General features: G+C 31.9%; 10 protein-coding genes, 1 tRNA gene and 1 riboswitch. Of the genes, 3 read left to right on the top strand and 8 right to left on the bottom strand.

The genetic code is table 11. The annotated features are described in order from the left end of the window. The first annotated feature begins 33 nt into the window (after window positions 1-33). The 3 genes from G8C41_RS06515 to G8C41_RS06525 all read left to right on the top strand — a co-directional run bounded on the left by G8C41_RS06515 (window position 34) and on the right by G8C41_RS06525 (window position 7,420). Window positions 34-107, top strand: a tRNA-His gene (locus G8C41_RS06515). Window positions 108-1,378: 1,271 nt separating this feature from the next. After that, window positions 1,379-4,960, top strand: a complete 3,582-nt coding sequence (locus G8C41_RS06520) for a C10 family peptidase (protein WP_166006795.1) — start codon at window positions 1,379-1,381, stop codon at window positions 4,958-4,960. Between the two features lie 408 nt (window positions 4,961-5,368). Further along, window positions 5,369-7,420 carry a C10 family peptidase gene (locus tag G8C41_RS06525; protein ID WP_160568265.1) on the top strand — a complete coding sequence of 684 codons (2,052 nt, stop codon included), beginning with the start codon at window positions 5,369-5,371 and terminating at the stop codon, window positions 7,418-7,420. 70 nt (window positions 7,421-7,490) lie between these two features. Here G8C41_RS06525 and G8C41_RS06530 read toward each other — a convergent pair whose 3' ends face one another. From G8C41_RS06530 to G8C41_RS06565, 8 genes are all read right to left on the bottom strand, one after another. Further along, window positions 7,491-8,756 (bottom strand): APC family permease, encoded by a 1,266-nt coding sequence (locus G8C41_RS06530; RefSeq protein WP_166006797.1) that lies wholly within the window; start codon window positions 8,754-8,756, stop codon window positions 7,491-7,493. Between the two features lie 27 nt (window positions 8,757-8,783). Beyond that, window positions 8,784-11,228 (bottom strand): TonB-dependent receptor plug domain-containing protein, encoded by a 2,445-nt coding sequence (locus G8C41_RS06535; protein ID WP_166006798.1) that lies wholly within the window; start codon window positions 11,226-11,228, stop codon window positions 8,784-8,786. A 106-nt stretch (window positions 11,229-11,334) separates the two neighbouring features. After that, window positions 11,335-11,433: riboswitch (SAM riboswitch) on the bottom strand. A gap of 76 nt (window positions 11,434-11,509) precedes the next feature. Next, complete coding sequence (locus G8C41_RS06540) at window positions 11,510-12,658, bottom strand: MFS transporter (protein WP_166006800.1); 1,149 nt, start codon at window positions 12,656-12,658, stop codon at window positions 11,510-11,512. Window positions 12,659-12,773: 115 nt separating this feature from the next. Next, a complete protein-coding gene (locus G8C41_RS06545; RefSeq protein ID WP_166006802.1) occupies window positions 12,774-15,305 on the bottom strand; it encodes an ATP-dependent Clp protease ATP-binding subunit in 2,532 nt (843 codons plus the stop codon). 159 nt (window positions 15,306-15,464) lie between these two features. Next, window positions 15,465-15,800 (bottom strand): DUF2149 domain-containing protein, encoded by a 336-nt coding sequence (locus G8C41_RS06550; protein ID WP_105296926.1) that lies wholly within the window; start codon window positions 15,798-15,800, stop codon window positions 15,465-15,467. 2 nt (window positions 15,801-15,802) lie between these two features. After that, window positions 15,803-16,399 carry a MotA/TolQ/ExbB proton channel family protein gene (locus G8C41_RS06555; protein WP_166006804.1) on the bottom strand — a complete coding sequence of 199 codons (597 nt, stop codon included), beginning with the start codon at window positions 16,397-16,399 and terminating at the stop codon, window positions 15,803-15,805. Window positions 16,400-16,433: 34 nt separating this feature from the next. Beyond that, on the bottom strand, window positions 16,434-17,126 hold the full coding sequence (locus G8C41_RS06560) for a hypothetical protein (protein ID WP_166006806.1): 693 nt from the start codon (window positions 17,124-17,126) through the stop codon (window positions 16,434-16,436). 18 nt (window positions 17,127-17,144) lie between these two features. Next, entirely contained in the window at window positions 17,145-21,359 is a 4,215-nt protein-coding gene (locus tag G8C41_RS06565; protein ID WP_166006808.1) for a cobaltochelatase subunit CobN, read from the bottom strand. Between the last annotated feature and the right edge of the window lie 43 nt (window positions 21,360-21,402).

The raw sequence follows: 21,402 nt of genomic DNA on the forward strand, positions 1-21,402 counted from the left end.
GAAATCTATTCATATATTTGCATTCCCAAAACGGTGGCCATAGCTCAGTTGGTTAGAGCGTCGGATTGTGGTTCCGAAGGTCGTGGGTTCGAGACCCATTGGCCACCCAAAGCTCCAAAGCACTCCTACAACAGCTTTGGAGTTTTTTAATAAACTACTTCAAGTGTATAATTACATAAAACGGCAATGTAATTATGGCAAAAAACACTAAATTTGGATGCACTTATACAGATATTTGGGTGTGTCCCTCAAATTGGAAATCGAAATCAAAGAAATTAAACAAAATTTAATTTCCATATAATTTTTCAATCTTATAAATTCCATTGCCCCCCTTTAGTTGGGTAATTGTTTCAAAAAATACTTTATTGATTAATAAAAAATATAAATATTGTTTTTTATCTCTTATTTTAGTTACTTTTAAATTCTTCTATTAATTTTAATATTTTTATATTATAATTATGAATTAGTTCTGATATAACAGGGCTTTTTCTATTTTACCAATATAATATTTGTTCTATAGATTATATAAATAAATACAAAAACTTATTTTTTTTAATCATAGTAGTCTACAATCTTCAAAACATTATGGAAGATTTTTTTATTAAAAAACTTAAATATTCCAAAAATATTTTTTTATTATATATTATATCACTTTTTAATTATTGTAAATACTTTATTACTTAATTGTAAATTATTGTTGATATAATAGTTTTACTATTTAATTTATTTAGCCAAATGGTTTACAACAAAAAACAATTATACACAATCACATTAAATCTTAGTTCTATTAACATTCTCAAAATTAATTATCATATATAAGTAACATAAATATTTAGATAATTCTAATATTTATATCATTAATTCACATTTTCATATTGTTTAATTTTTACCTAAAAACAATTAAATAGATATATAAGATATATTATCTCCACAATCATTATACTTTATTTTTTTTATTATTATCCTTTATAATCATAAAACATAATTTTATAATTTATTATAATTAATATATCATGAAAAATATTATTAATATTTAAATAAAATATATAAATTATATATCAGATCTCAACTATATAATTACTATTAATAAAAATTATAACAGTAGTAATCAACATAAATTAATAATATGTTTATAGTATTTTGTCATAATATAAATTATTTTTATATATTTGAATTATGTTAACCAAAATATATATGAATGAAATGACATAACTAATATTTAATAAATTATTTAAGCATTTATACCTTTTTATTATATATTGAGGTATTTTGATCCCTAATATTTTCATTATTTTATCTTGGATGAAATAGTAAGAATACTTATATACAATATAAACTCAACATTATTTTATTTACTAATTTAACCTAAACTTTGATTATGATAAATTTTAAACCGTTGCTCTTTATCACAGCTTTCATTATATTTAGTGTATATCAAGCACAAGATATTTCAGAAAGAACTGCACAGAGAGTGGCTAACAATTTTTTAAAATTGAAAGCTAAAGATCCTTTAAAAAGATTATCGAAACAATTCAAATTATCAAACATTACTTCAACCATTGATAAAAAATACGATGGCTTTTATGTATTTAAAGTGGAGAATGGAAATGGATTCTGTATTGTATCCGCTGAAAGCGCAAATCATCCAATTTTAGCTTACTCTTTAAACTCATCTATACTAACCAATAAAAAGAGCTCTCCAGAATTTTTAAATATTTTAAATAATTATCAGTATACTAATTTAAATCTTAGAAGAAACTATTTAAAAAAATCTTATAGTAAAGAAAGCGAACAAATAAAAAAAGAATGGGATGCTTTACTTTCCGATAATGTATTTCCAAATTCAACACAATTATTAAGAAATCTATCGGTTAGTGCTAAAATTCCGGATTCGATTGCTCCACTAATAAAAACCAATTGGGATCAAGCTCCTTTATATAACAAGCACACTCCCATTACTTATGAAGGACAACCCACATTTACGGGTTCTGCTGCTACAGCTTTAGGACAAATTATGAAATATTGGGATTATCCTGCTACAGGAAATGATTCTGTAACTTATCGAATTCCTTCCAATTATTTTTATTATTTCTATAATTGGAAATGGAAAAAGTTAAGTGCTAATTTTCAAAAAACAAACTATCAATGGAGTAAGATGCCTACCTCGCTTTCAGGAAGTTCTACAGACGAGGAGATCGATGCGGTAGCTACACTCTTGTCTCATACCGGAATTTCCGTTAATATGATGTATGGACCTATTGGATCAGGTGCTCATAGTGAAAAAGTTCCTAATGCTTTAAAAAAATATTTTAAATACAGCTCAAATATTGAATTAAAAAACAGATCTGATTTTAATTCAGATGAGGAATGGTTAGACATTATTAAAGGCCAAATTTCACAAGGTTACCCTGTATATTTTTCATCTATAAGCCCGGATGCCGAACATGCGTATATAGCTGACGGATATGATTCAAATAATTATGTACATCTTAATTTAGGATGGGCCGGAGAAGCTAACGGATATTATTATATTAATGATCTTCGCGGCTATTCATCCAGCCAAATGATAGTAATAAATATATATCCTTCAGAAACTTATTGTGTTCCGCCTTCAAGTCTTACAACATCAAACATATCATCCAACAGTGCCACTCTTAATTGGAGTAATGATATTAGATTTAAAAGTTATAAGATTGAATATAAATCAAGTGGAGATTCCAATTGGACCGTTGCTAATGATAAAGCCACAGGATCATCTCTTGAGTTAGTAAATTTAAAGGCAAATACAACATATACTGCAAGAGTAGCAGCCAATTGCGATGCTAATTATTCCAATACAAATAACTTTGCAGAAACAACCTTTCAAACCAGTATCCCTGAATATCCTACTTCATCTGCTTGCGTTAATAATTTTGAACCTAATAATTCTTTTGATGATGCTTATTTAATAAAATCTGATTCTACATACTATGCAGGTATAGGATATCCTGATGACGTTGATTTCTACAAAATTGTTTTTACTACTAATTCAAATTTAGTGGTATTAATGAATAAATTCAATAAGGATTATGATATAATATTATATAATCGTTATTTTAAAGAAATCGGGAAAAGTATTGCAGGTAGCGAGTCAAGAGAAAGAATTAAAATTGAAAATCTTTTACCCGGCACCTATTATTTAAAAGTATTTGGTTATGATGGAGCATATGATGAGTCAGAATGTTATGAATTATCGTTCACTTCTGGACCTGCTGCTCCTACATGTAGTACAAATTATGAACCCAATGAATCTTTTGAAGAAGCTTATCCAATTGATGTTCTTACCACTTACTATGCGGCTATTGGATCTTCTAAAGATATGGACTACTATAAATTTACATTAAAAGAAACTTCTGATGTTAATATAAGTCTTCAAAATATTTATTTTGGTTATGAATTCAATTTATATGATTCATCTAAAAAATTTGTAGCTAAAGGAGTATTTGATGAACCCAATAACAAAGTAATTCATATTGAAGATCTGCCTTCAGGTACCTATTACATTGAAATAACAGGTAAATTAAACCCATTTGAATGTTACAGACTTTTAATTGATACTGATATATCCAGACATTCTTGTATTAATAATTATGAACCCAATGATTCATTTGAACATGCCATTCATATTAAAACTGATAATAAATATTCAGCAGGAATAAGAATTCCTAGTGATCTTGATTATTATAAATTTATTTTAGATAATAAATCTAACATCTCGGTTACTCTTCAAAATATAGCTGATAAATATGAATTGAAAGTTTATGATTCTTCTAAAAGAGAAATAGGAAAAAGTTATAATGAAGATCTAAGCGATGAAACTATTAATCTAGACAATTTAGATCCGGGAACTTATTATATATTGGTTGAAGGAATTGATAGCGCATTTAATGCTACTCAATGTTATGAATTATTAGTAGAAACGATCGCAACAGATTCTCCATGTGTTAATAATTTTGAATCTAATGATTCGTTAGAAAAAGCAACTCCAATAAATCTAAATACTGTATACGAAGCCGGTATTAGTTCTCCAACAGATAAAGATTACTATAAATTTACAATCAATGAAACATCAGACATAACGGTTTTACTTCAAAATTTACCTAAAAACTATGATTTAAAACTTCTTGATGAAGTAGGTGATGAAATTGACAGCAGTTCAAATAAGGGTACAATAAATGAAAAAATTGTAGCTGAAAATTTACCTGCCGGTAATTATTATGTATACGTATATGGATATGAAGGTGCCTATGATACTACTTTTTGTTATAATTTAGAAGTTCAAACAGAAAGCAGTATTTCATTATGTAAGGGTAATTATGAGCCTAATAACAACTTTGATTCTGCTTATACCATAAGAAATATATTGACCTATTCTTCTGATATAAGTTCTTCAACTGATGATGATTATTATAAAATATATATAGGTGAAAAATCTGATCTTTTGGTTATTTTAGAAAATTTACCAAATGATTATGACCTTAAACTTTATGATAATTTAAAAAGAGAAATAGGAAGTAGTACTAACAACGGAACTACCAAAGAAATTATTGATATTAAAAATTTAAATAAAGGCATTTATTATGTATATGTATATGGTAAAAATGGCGCATATGAGCCGGGCAAATGTTATAATCTAAGTGTTAACTATGTTCCTGCTAAGAATTCACCTGAATTTGGAAATCCTGAGAATTCCGTTTTCGTATATCCTAATCCTGTTCATGATGCTATAAATATAAAAGGATTAAATATACTGGAAAAAGGAAAACTTATTACATTAACTATAGTTGACAGAAATGCGCACGTTGTGAAAATTTTGCAATCTAAAGTTGACGACAATATACTTGTAAATGTTTCAGACCTCCCTCCGAATATTTATTTTTTACAAATTCAGGGGCAAAATTACAAATTCATTAAAAAATGAGTTTTTAATTTATAATTAAAAAAGAACCGAAAGATCAATCTTTCGGTTTTTTTATGCAAATCATTTTAATATAAAAGTTATCAATTAAAAATTTCATATATCCAATAAACATGATATACTAAAAAAATAATTAATAGTAAACTTTATATTATCATTTTTACACATTATTTAATATAATTTAGTAAATTTGATATATAGTAACCTAAAAAACTTAAAAAGCTTATGTTTTATCTTAATAAATATATTTTTTCATAGTATGTAATTATTTTAATTTAAAAAAATTACATCAAAATCTTTTCACTCCATTCAACTATATATTCTATACCAAACAGTATACGTTTATTAGAATAATTAAATTTATAGTAATTACAATTTTACTTCATAATTAAAACACTAAAAACAATTCCGATGAGATTAAAATATTCTATTTTAATTATAGCTATATTTATATCTTACACATTTTATAGTCAAGATATTTCTGAAAAAACTGCCCGTATTGTAGCCAATAATTTTTTAAATCAAAGAATTCATTCAAAAAATTCAAACCACAATAAATTAATTAATATTACAGATTGTTTTGATAAAAAATACGATGGTTTCTACATTTTCAAAAGCTTAAATGGTTTTATAATAATTTCTTCACAAAGTGAAAACCACCCAATTCTAGCTTATTCATTTGATACAACTCTTAACGCGGAAGGAAATCAATCGCCCGAATTTTTATACTTTCTTAGAGAATACCAATCAGCAAACGAATATTTAAGAAAAAGTAAAGTTAAAAAAATAGGCGAGGATAAAGAAAGATATTTAATAAAAGAAGAATGGGACGCTTTACTTTATAGAAAAGAAATGCCTTTATCTAAAATTAATCTTAAATACAAAGAAATTCCTTTAACAATAGATCCTTTGATTACAACAAAGTGGAGTCAAAATACATTTTATAATAAGTTGGTACCTAAAACCTATGAAAACCAATCTTGTCCAACGGGTTGTGTGGCTACCACTATGGCCCAAATTATGAAATATTGGAATTACCCTGTCAAAGGTAAAAGCTCTAATACGTATAAGATTCAAAATACTTATTATGATTGGAAAGGTAAAACATTAACAGCTGATTTTGCTAACACTACCTATTTATGGAATAATATGCCTACTTCCCTTTCCCTCACTTCCACCACACAACAAATCGATGCAGTTGCCACATTAATGCTTCACACCGGTATTTCGGTTAATATGATTTACGGACCTAACAGTTCGGGGGCATTTAATAACTCTGTTTTAAAAGCATTGAAAAATTACTTTCAATATAGTTCGGATATAAAAATGGTTAATAAAGGAAATTATAGTAATTTCGAGTGGATAAAACTAATTAAGGATCAGCTGATAAAAAATTATCCTGTGTTTTATAAAGGAAGCAACAGGCAAGGAGCACATACCTTTATTGCTGATGGAATTGATAGTAACAACCTCATTCATTTTAATTTTGGTTGGGGCGGTTATGCAGATGGATACTTTCAATTATCTGAACCGGCAGGATATAAATCCAATCAAAGTGCAATAATAAATATACACCCTATTAATTATACTTGTTCTATACCTTCGGGTCTCACCACATCGAATATATCTTCAACTAGTGCTGTTTTAAAATGGAATAACATACCGGACATTCTAAGTTATACTATGGAATATAAAACAAATAAAGAAGAAAATTGGAATACCATAAACCTTAAATCAACCGACACCTTATATACCCTCACAGGATTAAAACCAAATACTTCATATAGTTGGAGAGTAAAAGCAAATTGCTATACTTCTAATAGTTCCAATTTTGAAGAAAACTCATTCCGAACTTCTACTAATTGTGCAGCTAATTACGAACCTAATGACTCGTTTGAAAATGCATATCCTATAAAAATCAATACTTTATATTCAGCTGCACTTGGCTCCAGTTATGATTTAGATTATTATAAATTTTCAATTTATAAAAAATCTACTATTGAAATTATTCTTAAAAACTTTTCTGAACATTATACTTTAGCTTTATATGATTCTTCAAAGAATTATATTACCCGTAGCACGAATACAGAGAATAATAAAGATCAATTTCAAATAAATTTAATTCCCGGAACATATTATATAATGGTTAAAGGATATAAAGATGCTTTTCTTGAAAATAAATGCTATGATTTAATCGTAAATCAAATGTTCAATGATAAAATTACTGATAACAATAACATAATCATATATCCTAATCCCGCTCATGAAACACTTAATATAAAAGGTGTTCCTTCAAATATTCAGAAATTTATAACATTAACTATATTTGATAATAGTGGAAAACTAGTTAAAAACATACGTGTATTAATTGAAGACAAAATTTCTATAAATGTCTCAGATCTACAGCCCAATCTTTATATTATAAAAATTTTAGGAAAGAATTACAAATTCATAAAAAAATAAACCTTAGAATTATGTTAAAAACCGAAAGACAAATCTTTCGGTTTTTTTTATATTCATTAAATTGATATTATCAATCAACTCTTTTTTTATCAAAAAAATAAAGGGTCATACCAACTCCTATGATTCCTAATCCAATAATACTTTCCCGAGGATGGTTGACAAAAGTAAAATACAAAATATAAAAGCTGAAAAGTAAAAAGATACCGGGCATTAGTAAAAAAATATTTCCTTTGAAAAGTACCCGATCTTTTTTCTTAATAAATAAAGAAGTACTCACGGCAGCCGTTGAAAGAAGTTGAAGTACAAATGCTGTGTAAATAAAAATTTCTTCAAATTTACCACTCAATATTATTAGTATACTGATAAGAGTATGAGCAACTACAGCCCAAATAGGTATTCGGTTTTTATTTTCTTTACCTAAATAACTCCAAAGATGATTTTCTTTTGCTGTTGCCTGGGTTACTCTCGATCCAACCCACAAATAGCCACTAATTGTTGAAACTAATTGCAATGCAATCAAATAACTTATCCATTTTACTCCCCGAACGCCTAAAATATTGGTAAATGCGATATTGGCAATGTCTTCTTTTCCTTCCATTTGTTCGATTGAAGCATGTTTTAAAAAAACAAAATTTACCAACACATAACTTACTGTTACAAAAACAGTTCCTATTATCAACGCTTTGGGAAGATTAACTTTTGGCTTTTCAATTTCTTCAACAATATATGAGGCAGAATTCCAACCGGTATAGGCGTAGGTTACAAATACCAAAGAACTGGCAAAAGCCGGAACGATGATTTCATGAGTCCAAGAATTATCCCATAATAATGCATTGGTAGGAGACGGACTTATCGAAATTCCAATTAAAATCAGTACTACAATGAATGCTACCTTAAGAACGGCAAATATATTTTGAAAACGACTGCTTACCTTTAGGCTGAAACATTGAAATACAGCAATAATAATGATAATGAGAATAGCTGTATTTCTTTCATTTTCAAAACCCAAATATTTAGCCATAGCCAATGCTGCTAAAGCAATTGGCCCGGAGAAGCCAACTATAAGCGATACCCAACTGGTGATGTATCCCATGATGGGATGATAAGTTCTAGAAAGATAAATATAATCTCCTCCCGATTGCTTAAAATGAGCTCCCAATTCCGCGTAGATAAAAGCACCTATTAAAGCCAGTATTCCTCCGATTGTCCATAAAAGAATAATGGTAAACGTATTGTGTAATTCCGGAACTTGATATCCTAAACTTGTAAACACTCCCGTTCCTACCATATTGGATATGACTATGGCAGTTGCTGTCTTCCAGCCTATTTTTTTCATATTTATATTAAATATATAAGTCTAATTTTAGAAATTCATAGAAAGCTTAGTAAACCAATTAGCTCCGGTTGTACCCATCTGTACCGGTGCATACTTGAAAACATTATAATAAGAATTTTCATAGATTTGCTTATCCGGAAAGACATCAAAAATATTATTTCCGCCCATCGTTAATATTAAATCTTTTCGTATGGAATAACTGATACTAAAATCGGTTACTAATTTTGGATCATGATGTTGTACCGAACCGTATGGGTAACCATCTCTCGTAACTTTACCGAAATAGGTATTTCTTACTAATAAATTCCATTTCGAAACTGAATAATTGAAGCCTAAAGTTGCCTTTGCTTTCGGACTTAAAGATTCAATTATATTGGTTTGATCGGGACCGAAATATTCATTTCTGTCTCCTTCAAAAACTTTGGGAAAATGATAATCAACAATTTCTGTTTCTGTATAGTTTCCTGATAAACTTATATCCAGATTTCCCCTTCCTAAACCAACTTTATATGTGGCCACTATATCAATACCTTTCGTTTCCGTATCCACAGCATTAGTAAAAAATCGTGCTCCTTCCACTCCATAAGATTCTACTTTTGCATTAACAAATTCACTCGTGAGTACAATACGATCTTTAACTTTGATATAGTAAGCATCAGCGGTTACATATATTTTTTTAGAAGGTTTAAATGTTAAACCGGCACTTGCATTAATTGATTTTTCTTCTTTAAGTTTATCAATACCTAATGCTTTTGCCAAAGGACTGTCATTTCTAAATATACCTTTAGAAACAACTCCTGATCCCGACGATGAGATACTGGAAAAAGAATTATTAAAATATTGCTGTTGAAGAGACGGGGCTCTGAATCCATTACTGAAAGCTCCCCTTACAGCAAATCCGTTTACATATTCATAACGCACCGCCAACTTTCCTATCCAAGAATTACCAAAATCGGAATAATGCTCATATCTTCCTGCCAAATCACCGGTAAGTTTTCCTTTTTTAAATGCTACATCCGCATAACCGGATGCATTATTTCTGTCTTCTTTTAACGCATTTTCAGGAGAAAATCCTATAAAACCTTGAGCCCCCCCCTCTCCCAGTATATCGGTGGGAAGAGTAGATTCAGTTGCCGGATTACCAAATTTATCGTAACGCATCCATGAGCCTTCTTCTCCGGCCTTTATTCTATACTGTTCGTATTTAAATTCTCCTCCGAAGGCAATAGAAAGAAGTGTATTTATTTTTTTAGAAATATCCAGATTGATAGTATTTTGCATAAACTCATGTCCCCCGGCTTTAAATTCCGTTGGAGAAAGTATACCCAACGAAGCATTGTTTGTATGCGTAGCCTTATAATTAAAGAGGTTTTCTCCAAAGGTATTACTTATATCTACCATCCAATTATTATGCATATATCTTATTCCCGTAGAGTTAGAAATATCATAAATAGTGGATTTTAATAAAGGTTGAAATCCTATCGGATAAAGTTCTTTAACTACATTAGTTTTTTCACTGGGAAGTCTTCGGAATTCAGCTCCTTCTCCTTGTCTTAAACTTGCTCCGCCGAATGAGTAGAACTCATACTTTTCGGATAATGGATAAATGGAATTTATAAAAAACTGTTGATTTTTAATTTGAGCATCTCCTGCCCTGAAACGGAAGTCTTTTTGGGTTAAACCCATTTCTGCCATAATTTTTTCATCGTTTATTCTGGCCTGATCGGGATCCGGTGCAAAATCATAGGCAAAGTTATCGCCAAACTTGTCCAGATTATTATCATATGAACGATTGGTTTTATTTCTTTGGCTGACTACAAAAGAAAGATTGATACTTCCTCCTTTATCTCCTAATTTAGCCCCGTAATTTCCGCTAAAATTGTAAGTTTCCCCGTCATTTCTATTGGTTAATCCATAGGTGATGGATGCCGAGCCGCCCTCATTCTTTTTTAAAATAATATTAATTACACCGGCAATGGCATCCGAACCGTATTGAGCTGCCGCTCCATCTCTTAGAACCTCTATTTTTTCTATTGCTGAAACGGGTATGGCACTTAAATCTGTACCCACAGATCCATTACCTACCGTATTTTGATAGTTGACTAATGAGGTAGTATGCCGTCTTTTTCCATTCACTAATACCAGAACCTGATCGGGACCCATACCTCTCAAGGTAGCCGGATCAATATGTTCCGTTCCATCGGAAGAAGATTGGCGAACTGAATTGAATGAAGGTACTAAATAATTTAATAAGTCGTTAACGGTTAATTGAGGAGATGCCTTATCTATTTTCCTGACATCTATTACATCTATGGCAACGGGAGAATTTACTTTGGTTCGTTCTGAACTTCTGCCACCGACTACAACAATCTCTTCAAGATCAAGGGAATCTACGGCTCGTTTTTCTTGAGCATCCACATAATTGGTAAATTCTAAAATTAAACTTACCATTAACAAAGAAACTTTTTTCATTATTTTTCTTACAGTTAGTAAATTATATTTATTAAAACTGTATCAAGAAAAACCGGAAAGGAAAAAAGAAATTATTCACAACTCAACACACTCACAATTCGCGAATCACTCATCTTTCCCCTCAGGGCTGGAATTAGCACCAAGCCTAAGCAGGCCGGTTGCCAAGGTTTCACAGGGCCAGTCCCTCCACCTTTCTTGATAAGTGATGTAAATATACCATAATTTTCATAATAAAATAATTTTATATTATATTATTTTACCTCTAAGATAAAGAAATAAATTTACTTTATCTTAAAAAATCTTACCAAGAAAATTATTCCTATTCCAAACAAGGAAATGAAAGTAAAAGATATTTGTAATGAAAATTTTTCAGCTAAAAAACCAATGCAAGGGGGACCTAGAAAAAAACCGATAAAACCAATGCTGGTTATAACTGTAAGCGCTTGTTCTGGCGAAGCAGTTTTTGAATTTCCCGCTAAGGTATATACTAAGGGTACCACTGCAGATATACCCAATCCAACTATAATGAACGAAAGAAGTGTGGTTAGTAATGTTGGAAATAGAACAGCACAGATCATACCTGTAAAAATTAAAGATCCGCTGATGATCAACGTAACTTTTGAACCGAATTTCCGAACTATAAAATCAGAAATAAATCGTCCGCAAGCCATGGCTGCCATATAGGCAGTCAACCCATATCCGATATATTTTTTATCGGCTTTCACTATATTCCTCATATATTCATTGGACCAATCGGTCATCGTTCCTTCAGAAACCATAGCAAAAAAAGCTAGAAATCCTAAGACAATAAGATTTTTATCTACTCTGAAAAATTTTGATTTTTTCGGTAATTCCATCGGTTCTTCTTGGGCTTCATCCGGCAACAAGTATCTGAATAACCAAAGGGAAACCAGAATTCCTATGGAAGAATATAAAATAAAATGCTCTGAGGGTGGAATATTTTTAGCAATCATTACTGCTCCTAACCAAGAAGCAAAAAAACCTCCAATGCTCCAAGTACCGTGCATGGAGCCTATTATTTGGCCTTTATAGGATTTTGACACATTAACAGCTTGTGTATTTATAGCTATATTGGTTAAATTACCTATGGCCCCGTAGGCTATTAAATTGAGTTTCAATTGCCATAATTCACCGCAAAATCCAATTCCGATTAAAAATATAAAGTAAAGAATGATAAATATAAGAGTCGATTTTTTGCTTCCCAGCTTTTTTATAAGATTACCCGCAAAAGGTAACGTAATAAGTGTTCCGATGGATAAAAATAGTAAAACCAATCCCCAATTGGAATCGGAAACATTCATCGATAATTTAATCGTTGGAATTCGTGAAGCCCAAGTCGCGGAACTGCCTCCAAAGAAAAAAAATAAAAGGGTTACGGCCATTCTGGGCAAATGTTTTTTGTATATCATTGTTAATTCTCTCGGATTTTTTATGGATTGTATCTATTTATTAACTACTCCGGTATTTATAAAATAAAAAAAACCTGCTTGATTCAATCAAACAGGCTCTTCATTAATTATCTTTTTAATCTTTTGTCGGGGATTCTTTTTCCACCTCCCGTATTTTAATTTCCGTACTGTCTTTTTCTTTATTTAATCCAATATAGAGATGGTCTCCATCATGTATCGATGAATTGATAATTTCTTCAGCGATCACATCTTCCACATATTTCTGGATCGCTCGTTTAAGCTGACGTGCACCGAAATTTTTGTCCCATCCTTTTTCAATGATGAATTCTTTAGCTTCCGGAGATAATTCTACTTCATATCCAATTTTAGCAATTCTATCGTACACATTTTTCAATTCTAAATCTATAATTTTGGATATATCTTCCTTTTCCAAATTATTAAAGATGATAACATCATCGATCCTATTTAGGAATTCAGGAGCAAATGTTCTCTTTAAAGCGTTTTCTAAAGTAGATTTTGCTCTTATATCGGAAGATGATTTTTTGGCAGAAGTTCCAAATCCAACACCGTCACCGAATTCTTTGAGTTCACGAGTTCCGATATTGGAAGTTAAAATGATTATTGTATTTCTAAAATCTATTTTTCTTCCCAAACTATCCGTAACATGTCCGTCATCTAAAATTTGCAAAAGGATATTAAATACATCCGGATGTGCTTTTTCAATTTCATCTAAGAGGATTACAGCATAAGGTTTTCTTCTTACGGATTCTGTCAATTGCCCTCCTTCTTCATATCCTACATATCCCGGAGGAGCTCCAACTAATCTAGATACGGCAAATTTTTCCATATATTCACTCATATCTATTCTAATGAGAGCATCATCTGAATTAAATAATTCTCTGGCAATAACTTTTGCTAATTGAGTTTTTCCAACTCCGGTTGCTCCTAAAAATATAAATGTACCTATAGGCCTGTTAGGATCTTTTAATCCGGCACGATTTCTCTGAATGGCTTTTACAACTTTGTTAACCGCTTCGTCCTGACCGATAATTTTTCCTTTCATCAGATCTTTCATTTGAGCAAGTTTTTTAAGCTCTCCTTCTGCTACTCTTTGTACAGGTACACCGCTCATCATTGAAACTACTTCTGCAACATTATCTTCAGTAACAATCTCCCGATGTTCTCTTGAAGATTTTTCCCATTCTCTTTGTGCATTCGCTAATTTAGTTTCAATCTCTTTTTCGGTATCTCTTAATTTTGCAGCTTCTTCATACTTTTGGCTTTTAATTACCTTAGTCTTTTCAGCTCTAATTTTTTCTAATTCTTTCTCATAATTAACTATTTCCTTTGGAACTTTGATATTTTTAATATGGACTCTTGATCCCGCTTCATCGAGCGCATCAATCGCTTTGTCCGGTAAATATCGGTCGGTAATATATCTTGTAGTAAGATTTACACAAGCTTTAATTGCCTCCTCGGTATAAGTTACATTATGATGTTCTTCGTATTTATCTTTAATTTGATTTAATATGATAATGGTTTCTTCCGGAGAAGTTTGCTCTACCATTACTTTTTGAAATCTTCTTTCTAAAGCGCCGTCTTTTTCAATATATTGTCTATATTCATCCAAAGTAGTCGCTCCGATGCATTGTATCTCTCCTCTTGCTAATGCCGGTTTGAACATATTGGAAGCATCTAAAGAGCCTGTGGCTCCTCCGGCTCCTACTATGGTATGGATTTCATCAATAAAGAGAATAATATCCGAGTTTTTTTCAAGCTCATTCATGATGGCTTTCATTCTTTCTTCAAATTGTCCTCTATATTTAGTACCTGCAACCAGTCCGGCTACATCTAAGGTAACTACACGTTTATTGTACAAAACACGAGAAACCTTTTTTTGAACAATTCGTAAAGCGAGACCTTCTGCAATGGCTGATTTACCAACTCCGGGCTCTCCTATTAACAAAGGATTATTCTTTTTTCTCCTGCTTAATATCTGAGATACTCTTTCAATTTCTTTTTCCCTTCCTACCACCGGATCTAAACGGCCTTCGAGTGCAGCAGTGGTTAAATCTCTACCGAAATTATCTAATACCGGTGTTCTGCTTTTCGAAGGATTAGATCTGCTTCCTTTGGGTGATTCGTATTGATTGCCTTCACTAATGCCTTCTTCTTCCGAAAATTCATTGGTGGGTTGTTCTGTAAAATCTTCTTGAAACTGAAATCTATATTCTTCTTTAAGGATATTAGCATCGATATTATACTTTTTGAAAAGCTGGGTTACCGGATCGCTTTCTATCCTCAAAATGCATATCAATAAATGTATGGTTTCTATTTCCGGGCTTCTAAAAAGCTTAGCTTCTAAAAAACTTGTTTTTAAAGCTCTTTCGGCAGCTTTAGTAAACGGGATGCGATTCCTGTCTACTTTTATACTTATTTCAGGTTTATTAAGATTTTCTATTTTTCTCCTTAAGTCACCTAAATCAACATTTAAACTTTGAAGTATGGTAATAGCTTTGCTGTTACCTTCACGTAAGATACCCAGTACAAGATGTTCCGTCCCTATATGGTCGTTACCTAATCGTAATACTTCTTCATTACTGAAGCTTATTACATCTTTGACTTGTTGTGAAAAATTTTCGTCCATGTATGACTTACTGTTCTATATATTAATATTTTACGATTTAAATCTTGCATTTATCATGCCACTTTACTTATCTGTTATTTTGTCATATTCCTTGATAAAGTAAAATATTTTTTTCTGATAAATGTACTCTATTATTTTAAAATATCATATAATTCGGAACTATTTCTCGGGTACGTATATTATTTCTCCATTTTCCAGTTCATAAGCTATCCCCACTTTTTTCCCTTTTTTACCTGTGGATTTCTCTTGGGATGGGGTATACTTATTTATTTTATTTCCTTCTTTGGTTATTATTTCCATGTCTTCTTTTCCCGGATTTTTAACAACGGTAAAATCTTCATTGGAAAATACTTCACCCATATTTAAATTCATAACCATGGCAACCATAAGGGCTACGGCAAAAACCATGGCTACATCAAATAGGTTTACGATAACACTAAGCGGATCGGTATCTTCTTCTTTTAGAAATCTGTTAATTCTTCTTCGTCTTTTCATCCTTAATTTACATTACCCGTTACTACTCTTGCTACATAATCTAAATTGTTAACTTCTTTTGCATACCATCGTTGTTTAACTTGTAAAGTTACTAACCCGATTGCGCTTACTACCAATCCCACTACGGTTGTAGCAAAAACTACTTGCATGTTATACGCCATACCGGAAATATCCCCGGAAGACAGTCCAACCAGTGCAGGACTCATGGCTATCAGGGTACCGATTAAGCCTAAGACAGGCCCGAGTTTTGCAAGCATTTTTGATAAGGAAAGGTCTTTATCTACTTCATTTTCAAAATTGGAAATGGTATAATCGGCATAGGCTTCATGGGTGGTATTTTCCAATAATGTCCTTAAATATTTTATATATAAGGAATTGTTTTTTGAAGGCAAGGTTGCTCGTAAATCTTTTAATTTTTCTTGAGTAAGGTTTTCAATAACCGGATTTATCTTTTTATCGTTATTCCTTTTAACGATAAATTGATTGTAAAAGCTTCCTAAAAGAAGCAATGAACGAGCGAATAATATTAGTAAGATGATGATATCGGGAATTAATAAACTATTCGCTACCCAGAATAATACTTTTGATATAATTTCCATATTTATTAGTTATTTTAATTTTTTCTTTTAGTGTTTAACAATTTTTCCATTTAGTTAACCTCCATTTAATTTTATTTCCTAAAAATCCTATTAGAAAAAAGAAAATGAATAGTCCCATCGATAAAAGTATATAGTTAACATTTATGGTTTCCTCTGATGTTTTATATACTATTTTTCCATCAACAGTTGTTATGAGTCCTAGTATACAAATGATTAAGCTCACCATAAAATGTATTTCAAGTCTTAAATCAAATTCTGGAATCAGTTTTTTAAGCGCTATGACTGCTAAAACCATACATAAGATAACGATTGATGCGTAAAGGATTGCCATGGTTAAAAAGTGGAAACCGGTAAAGGTAAATGCGGCTTGAGTCAATCCATAAAATAAAACTAAAAAAGGCAATATTCCCGGATAATATTTTAATATTAATCGAACTATCTTATGTTTTTTACTTCCAAACTGTCCCATTAATGCTGCAAAACAAAAAGCAAAACATACCGCCGATTCTACCGTAACCAGTACGGACATGTTTTGCATCATCACATGATCAGCTAAAAAATCTTCAATCTGTGTTTTAGATTGCTTAATGGCTAAGGGATAAATTAAAAGTATATAGACTGTGTATACTAGCATCATTAAGGCTATTTGCCCTATTTTCCAAAAACTTAGCTTTATAATACTATTTACTAGGATAAGAGCCATTAATAAATGTATGATGAGTTCCATAAAGTACTATTCTTTATCTTAGCTGTTTTTTCTTCTTTTCCGTATATACAGTAGTAGTGAAAGGGCAACAATGCTGATAACTGTAACTATAATTACTCCGTTAACTGCTGTTTTTTCTGATTTATTACCCCCTTTGGAAACTTCTTCTTTTTTCAAAACCATCCCCTCTTTAGCATCTGATGAGGATTCTCCTATTTTCATTTTAGTTACTTGTTGCTTATATTCTGTAGATTGCTGAGGTGTAACTTGGTTTGAAATATAATCTTGGAGTTTTTTATTATTTCCGGAAAATCCTGCTCCTGAATGTCCAAATTCTTTCACAACTTGTGTATGTACGAGAGCCGTTTGTTTTATTTGCTCTTCAGTAGCTTTCCACATCCCTTTTCTTGAGGTTTCGAGCATGATCGCTGTAATTTCTTCCAATGCTGCCGGACTAACTTTTTTGAAAAATTCTTTGGTTCCTAAATTAGTTTTATCAGTTACATAGGTATCATAAATCTGATCCCACATTTCATTATCGATCACATCGGGCTTCATTACATTCCAACCGTAGGTATTGGTTATAACCTCTGTTATATCGGCGGCGCTGGATGCTCCCCCTTTCATCTTCTCTTTAATATAGGCCGGATTGAAGATGGTGGTACGAGCTTCTACTCCTATAGCTTCTTTCAATTCCTGTATTTTGAAATTAGTATGATTTCTGTAGTCTGCAAAATAGGCATCGGGATCTTTGCCTGTAACATTGCGAATGGCTAAATTCATTCCTCCCATAAACTCGTATACATGATCTAGACTTAAAGCTCCCCAGGTATTGCTTTGTCTTGGATGAACAACCATATCCGTATTTTTTAGTACAGCTTTTAGCAATCCCTTGTGAAAATCACCCCAATTTTTATCACTGCCATATATTGCCCCCATATTATTTATATAGGTTTCTGCTATTTCTTTTTCATCTTCCCATTTATCTCCGCTGGTTACCATTTCTTGAATTCCTGTTCCATACATTCCGTTAACTCCTCCGAATATTCGTTGCGTTGAAATCTGACGAGCTTCTTGAGGAGGTACTCCTTCATCGACTAAACTTTTTTCTATGTCCAGAGTGCTTTGAGCTACTAGATTTTCATAGTTGGAATCTTTTGTAGATGCTGCCATTTCCACAGCTCGGGATAGTAATGCCAAACGGGAGGCTGCCAGATCTCTAAATTGTCCTGAAGTTTGCACCACTACATCAATTCTCGGTCTTCCTAAATCTTTGGATTCAATTAGTTGTAAATCGGATACTCTTCCGAAGGCATCGCGAACCGGTTCAACTCCCAGCATATATAAAACTTGCGCTATGGTTGTTCCTTCGCTTTCAATAAATTCACTGCTCCAAAAGGTATAATTCACTTTTTTAGGATACGTTCCATGCTTTGCTTTGTATTGTGCCAAAGTTGCATTAACAAGTTCCTTTCCTCTGTCCCATGCTATTTCGGTAGGGGTGGACTCTGCATTAATGGAATACAAATTTCTACCTGTCGGAACTCCGTTCGGATTCGCCACAGCATCTCCTCCTGAAGAAGGTTCAACATAGCCTCCGGATAGTGCATTGACTAATGCTTTAAATTCCAACTCCGGACTTTCTTCTAAACTTTTTTCGTATTTTTTTATGTTGGTGATAGTTCTTTCTATTTCAACAATGGCTCTCGCTCTTGATTTTTGCTCTTTGGTATAAGTTATCTTTTTACCTGCCATTCCATGCATAGGCTTTTTCTCTGATTCCTTTGGAGCTGTATGTGCAACTTGTTGCGAAGAGGTATTTTTGGAATGACCTGGAGAATTATCCATTTTAGAAGGTTTGCCTGCAGTACTTTTAGAACTTTTTTTAAACGTTCTTTTTGGAGGAGAAATAATCATTTTAGATTGTTCCAATTCTTTTTCATCAATTCCGGCAACGCTGCAAATAAATGTAGGACTTGCTTCTTTACCTGATAAAATTTGATTAACTATATTTTTGGCTGAGTCTAAATATCTTTGTTTAAAGTATACTTTATTTTTGAGTTGTTTTTCGGTTACTTTTCCTCTTTGTTTATCCAAGGCGGCCAGACTATAAGCAATCGGATCTGTACTCATTGCCTGAACGGTTGAAATGATTTTATCTTTAGTATAAGGTATACCGGAAGTATAAAGATGTCCGGACATTTTCTCATTGGAAATTTCTTCGGCAAAATTTTCTATTCTTTCTATCTCCTCTAAATTATAAGGTTTTGTTGCTATACTATCTAAACGTAAATCTCTGTGCAATCCCATTTTTACCGCTATTTTCTTTACTTCAAGGGATACTAACGGCTGATTGGATTCTTCAGATTTATAGTAATATTGTATCTTATCTTGCAATTCTTTAAACTGAGAACGGGTTTGGCTCTCCATAAATGCAGGAGTTAAATAAGATAGTAAGGTGGCGTAGGAACGTCTTTTAGCCATCATACTTTCTCCGATATTTCCTATGGTATAATAATAAAAATGTGGCAAGGTTCCTACTAGTCTGTCCGGCCAATCTTCATTACTCAGAGCAATTTGTTTTTGAGGGGTAAACTCAAGACTTCCATGAGTTCCAAAATGAATCAACGCATCGGCTTGGAATCCGTGCTGTACCCAAAGATACGACCCAATATAAGTATGAGGTGGAGCTGTTTTTGCTCCATGGATTATGGCAAAGGTATCATCTCCCAATCCTGCCATAGGTTGAGGTAGTAGTACAATATTTCCGAATTGAACACGTGAAACCGCTAAATACGATTTTTCACCTATATTTTTACTCATGTAATTACCCGGAGCTTCTCCGTAAACCGCTGTAACTTCGGCATATTTTTCGGGGGTAAGTGTTTTTTTTGCCCAGTTTTCATACGTTGTTTTATCAATCAATTCGGGATTGCCATTTTTCAAGTATTCATCAAAAGCTCCTTGGGCGTAAGTACTCATTACAGAACCTTGGGTCATCAAGATTTTTTCAAAATCTTGTATATTTTCGGGTAAATTATCTACTTTATATCCTTCCTTTTTTAATCGTTTTAAAAAATTATAAAGTGAAGGAACGGTTTCCAGTCCTTGTGCGGTTAAAGATTCTTTACCCGGTCCTTTATAATAGTAGACAGCTATTTTTTTATCTTCATTTTTTTTATGTTTTAACTCTACAAAATTGTGAATAATTTGTACAAAATTTTGGAGTCTTTCGGGCACTGTTTTAAATAAATAAAGATTGTTATCTGTTAATTCTTGGGTATTTAAAACGTATGGATATATAGATCCGTCCAATTCAGGCATTACTACACTTTGTGAGAGGAAACCTCCCATCATTCCCATGGGATCTTTAAGCCATTCTTCTTTAGTTTTTAATATGGTAAGTGGCGTAAATACGGGAATATTTCTTTGTTTTAACCAGTTAACTGCTTCTTCTGCTTTTCCCAGCGCTAATCTTCCGTGTGCGAAATGTATAACTGCATCCGGTTGAATTTCCTTTAAAAATTCCAATCTCTCAAATGTGGAGGATATGGGATATACATTAAATCCTTTCTTTTGTAAAGAAACGAGTAAGCTGTCTAAGTTATCTCTATTTCCACTATAGGGATCATTTAAACCACCCAAAATGACCACTTTAGGCGCGCCCTCTATATAAAAATTATTTTTCTTTAAGTAATTTTCGTATTCATTTACATTTTTAAAAGCCAAGTCTTCATCTAAATGATACAATACATCTTCTGCAGTCTCAACTATAGGGCTTGGTTCCGTAACAAAAAAAATCTTTTTATCTATATTTTTACGTATATATCTGGCAAGGCTTTGATAATTTTTTTTGTTTCCACTATCCATAAATGCTTCTACCGCTTTCATCCGGGTGCTGTCTAAATTGCACAGATTATTTTCGGGATTGGTTGCGCGGTATATATAAAAGGGTTTACCGTCTTGCATAATTTTTTTTAGCTGCTCCCTTTCTTCCGCAGATGCTTTCATTCCCATACCGAATCCTAAAATAAAGTCGTACTTTTTTAATTTAGATAAATCTTCTAAAGAGACTTCTTCGTATTGAATGAAGGGGTCTTTATTGGATTGAATGAGACTGGTGGTTTGAAATTTTTGAAAGTTTACTAAAGCTACTTTTGTTGGTGAGGCAGTTTTATTCCAAATGATCCAACTTGCCATTAGTAATACTAATAGACACACTACTATACTCAATAAGAGCTTCTTTTTTTTCATTTTCATAATATTTATGTAAGCCTGATTTTTTCTTTGATAAACG

Origin of the sequence: Apibacter sp. B3706 (assembly GCF_011082725.1) — a bacterium.
Lineage (GTDB): Bacteria > Bacteroidota > Bacteroidia > Flavobacteriales > Weeksellaceae > Apibacter.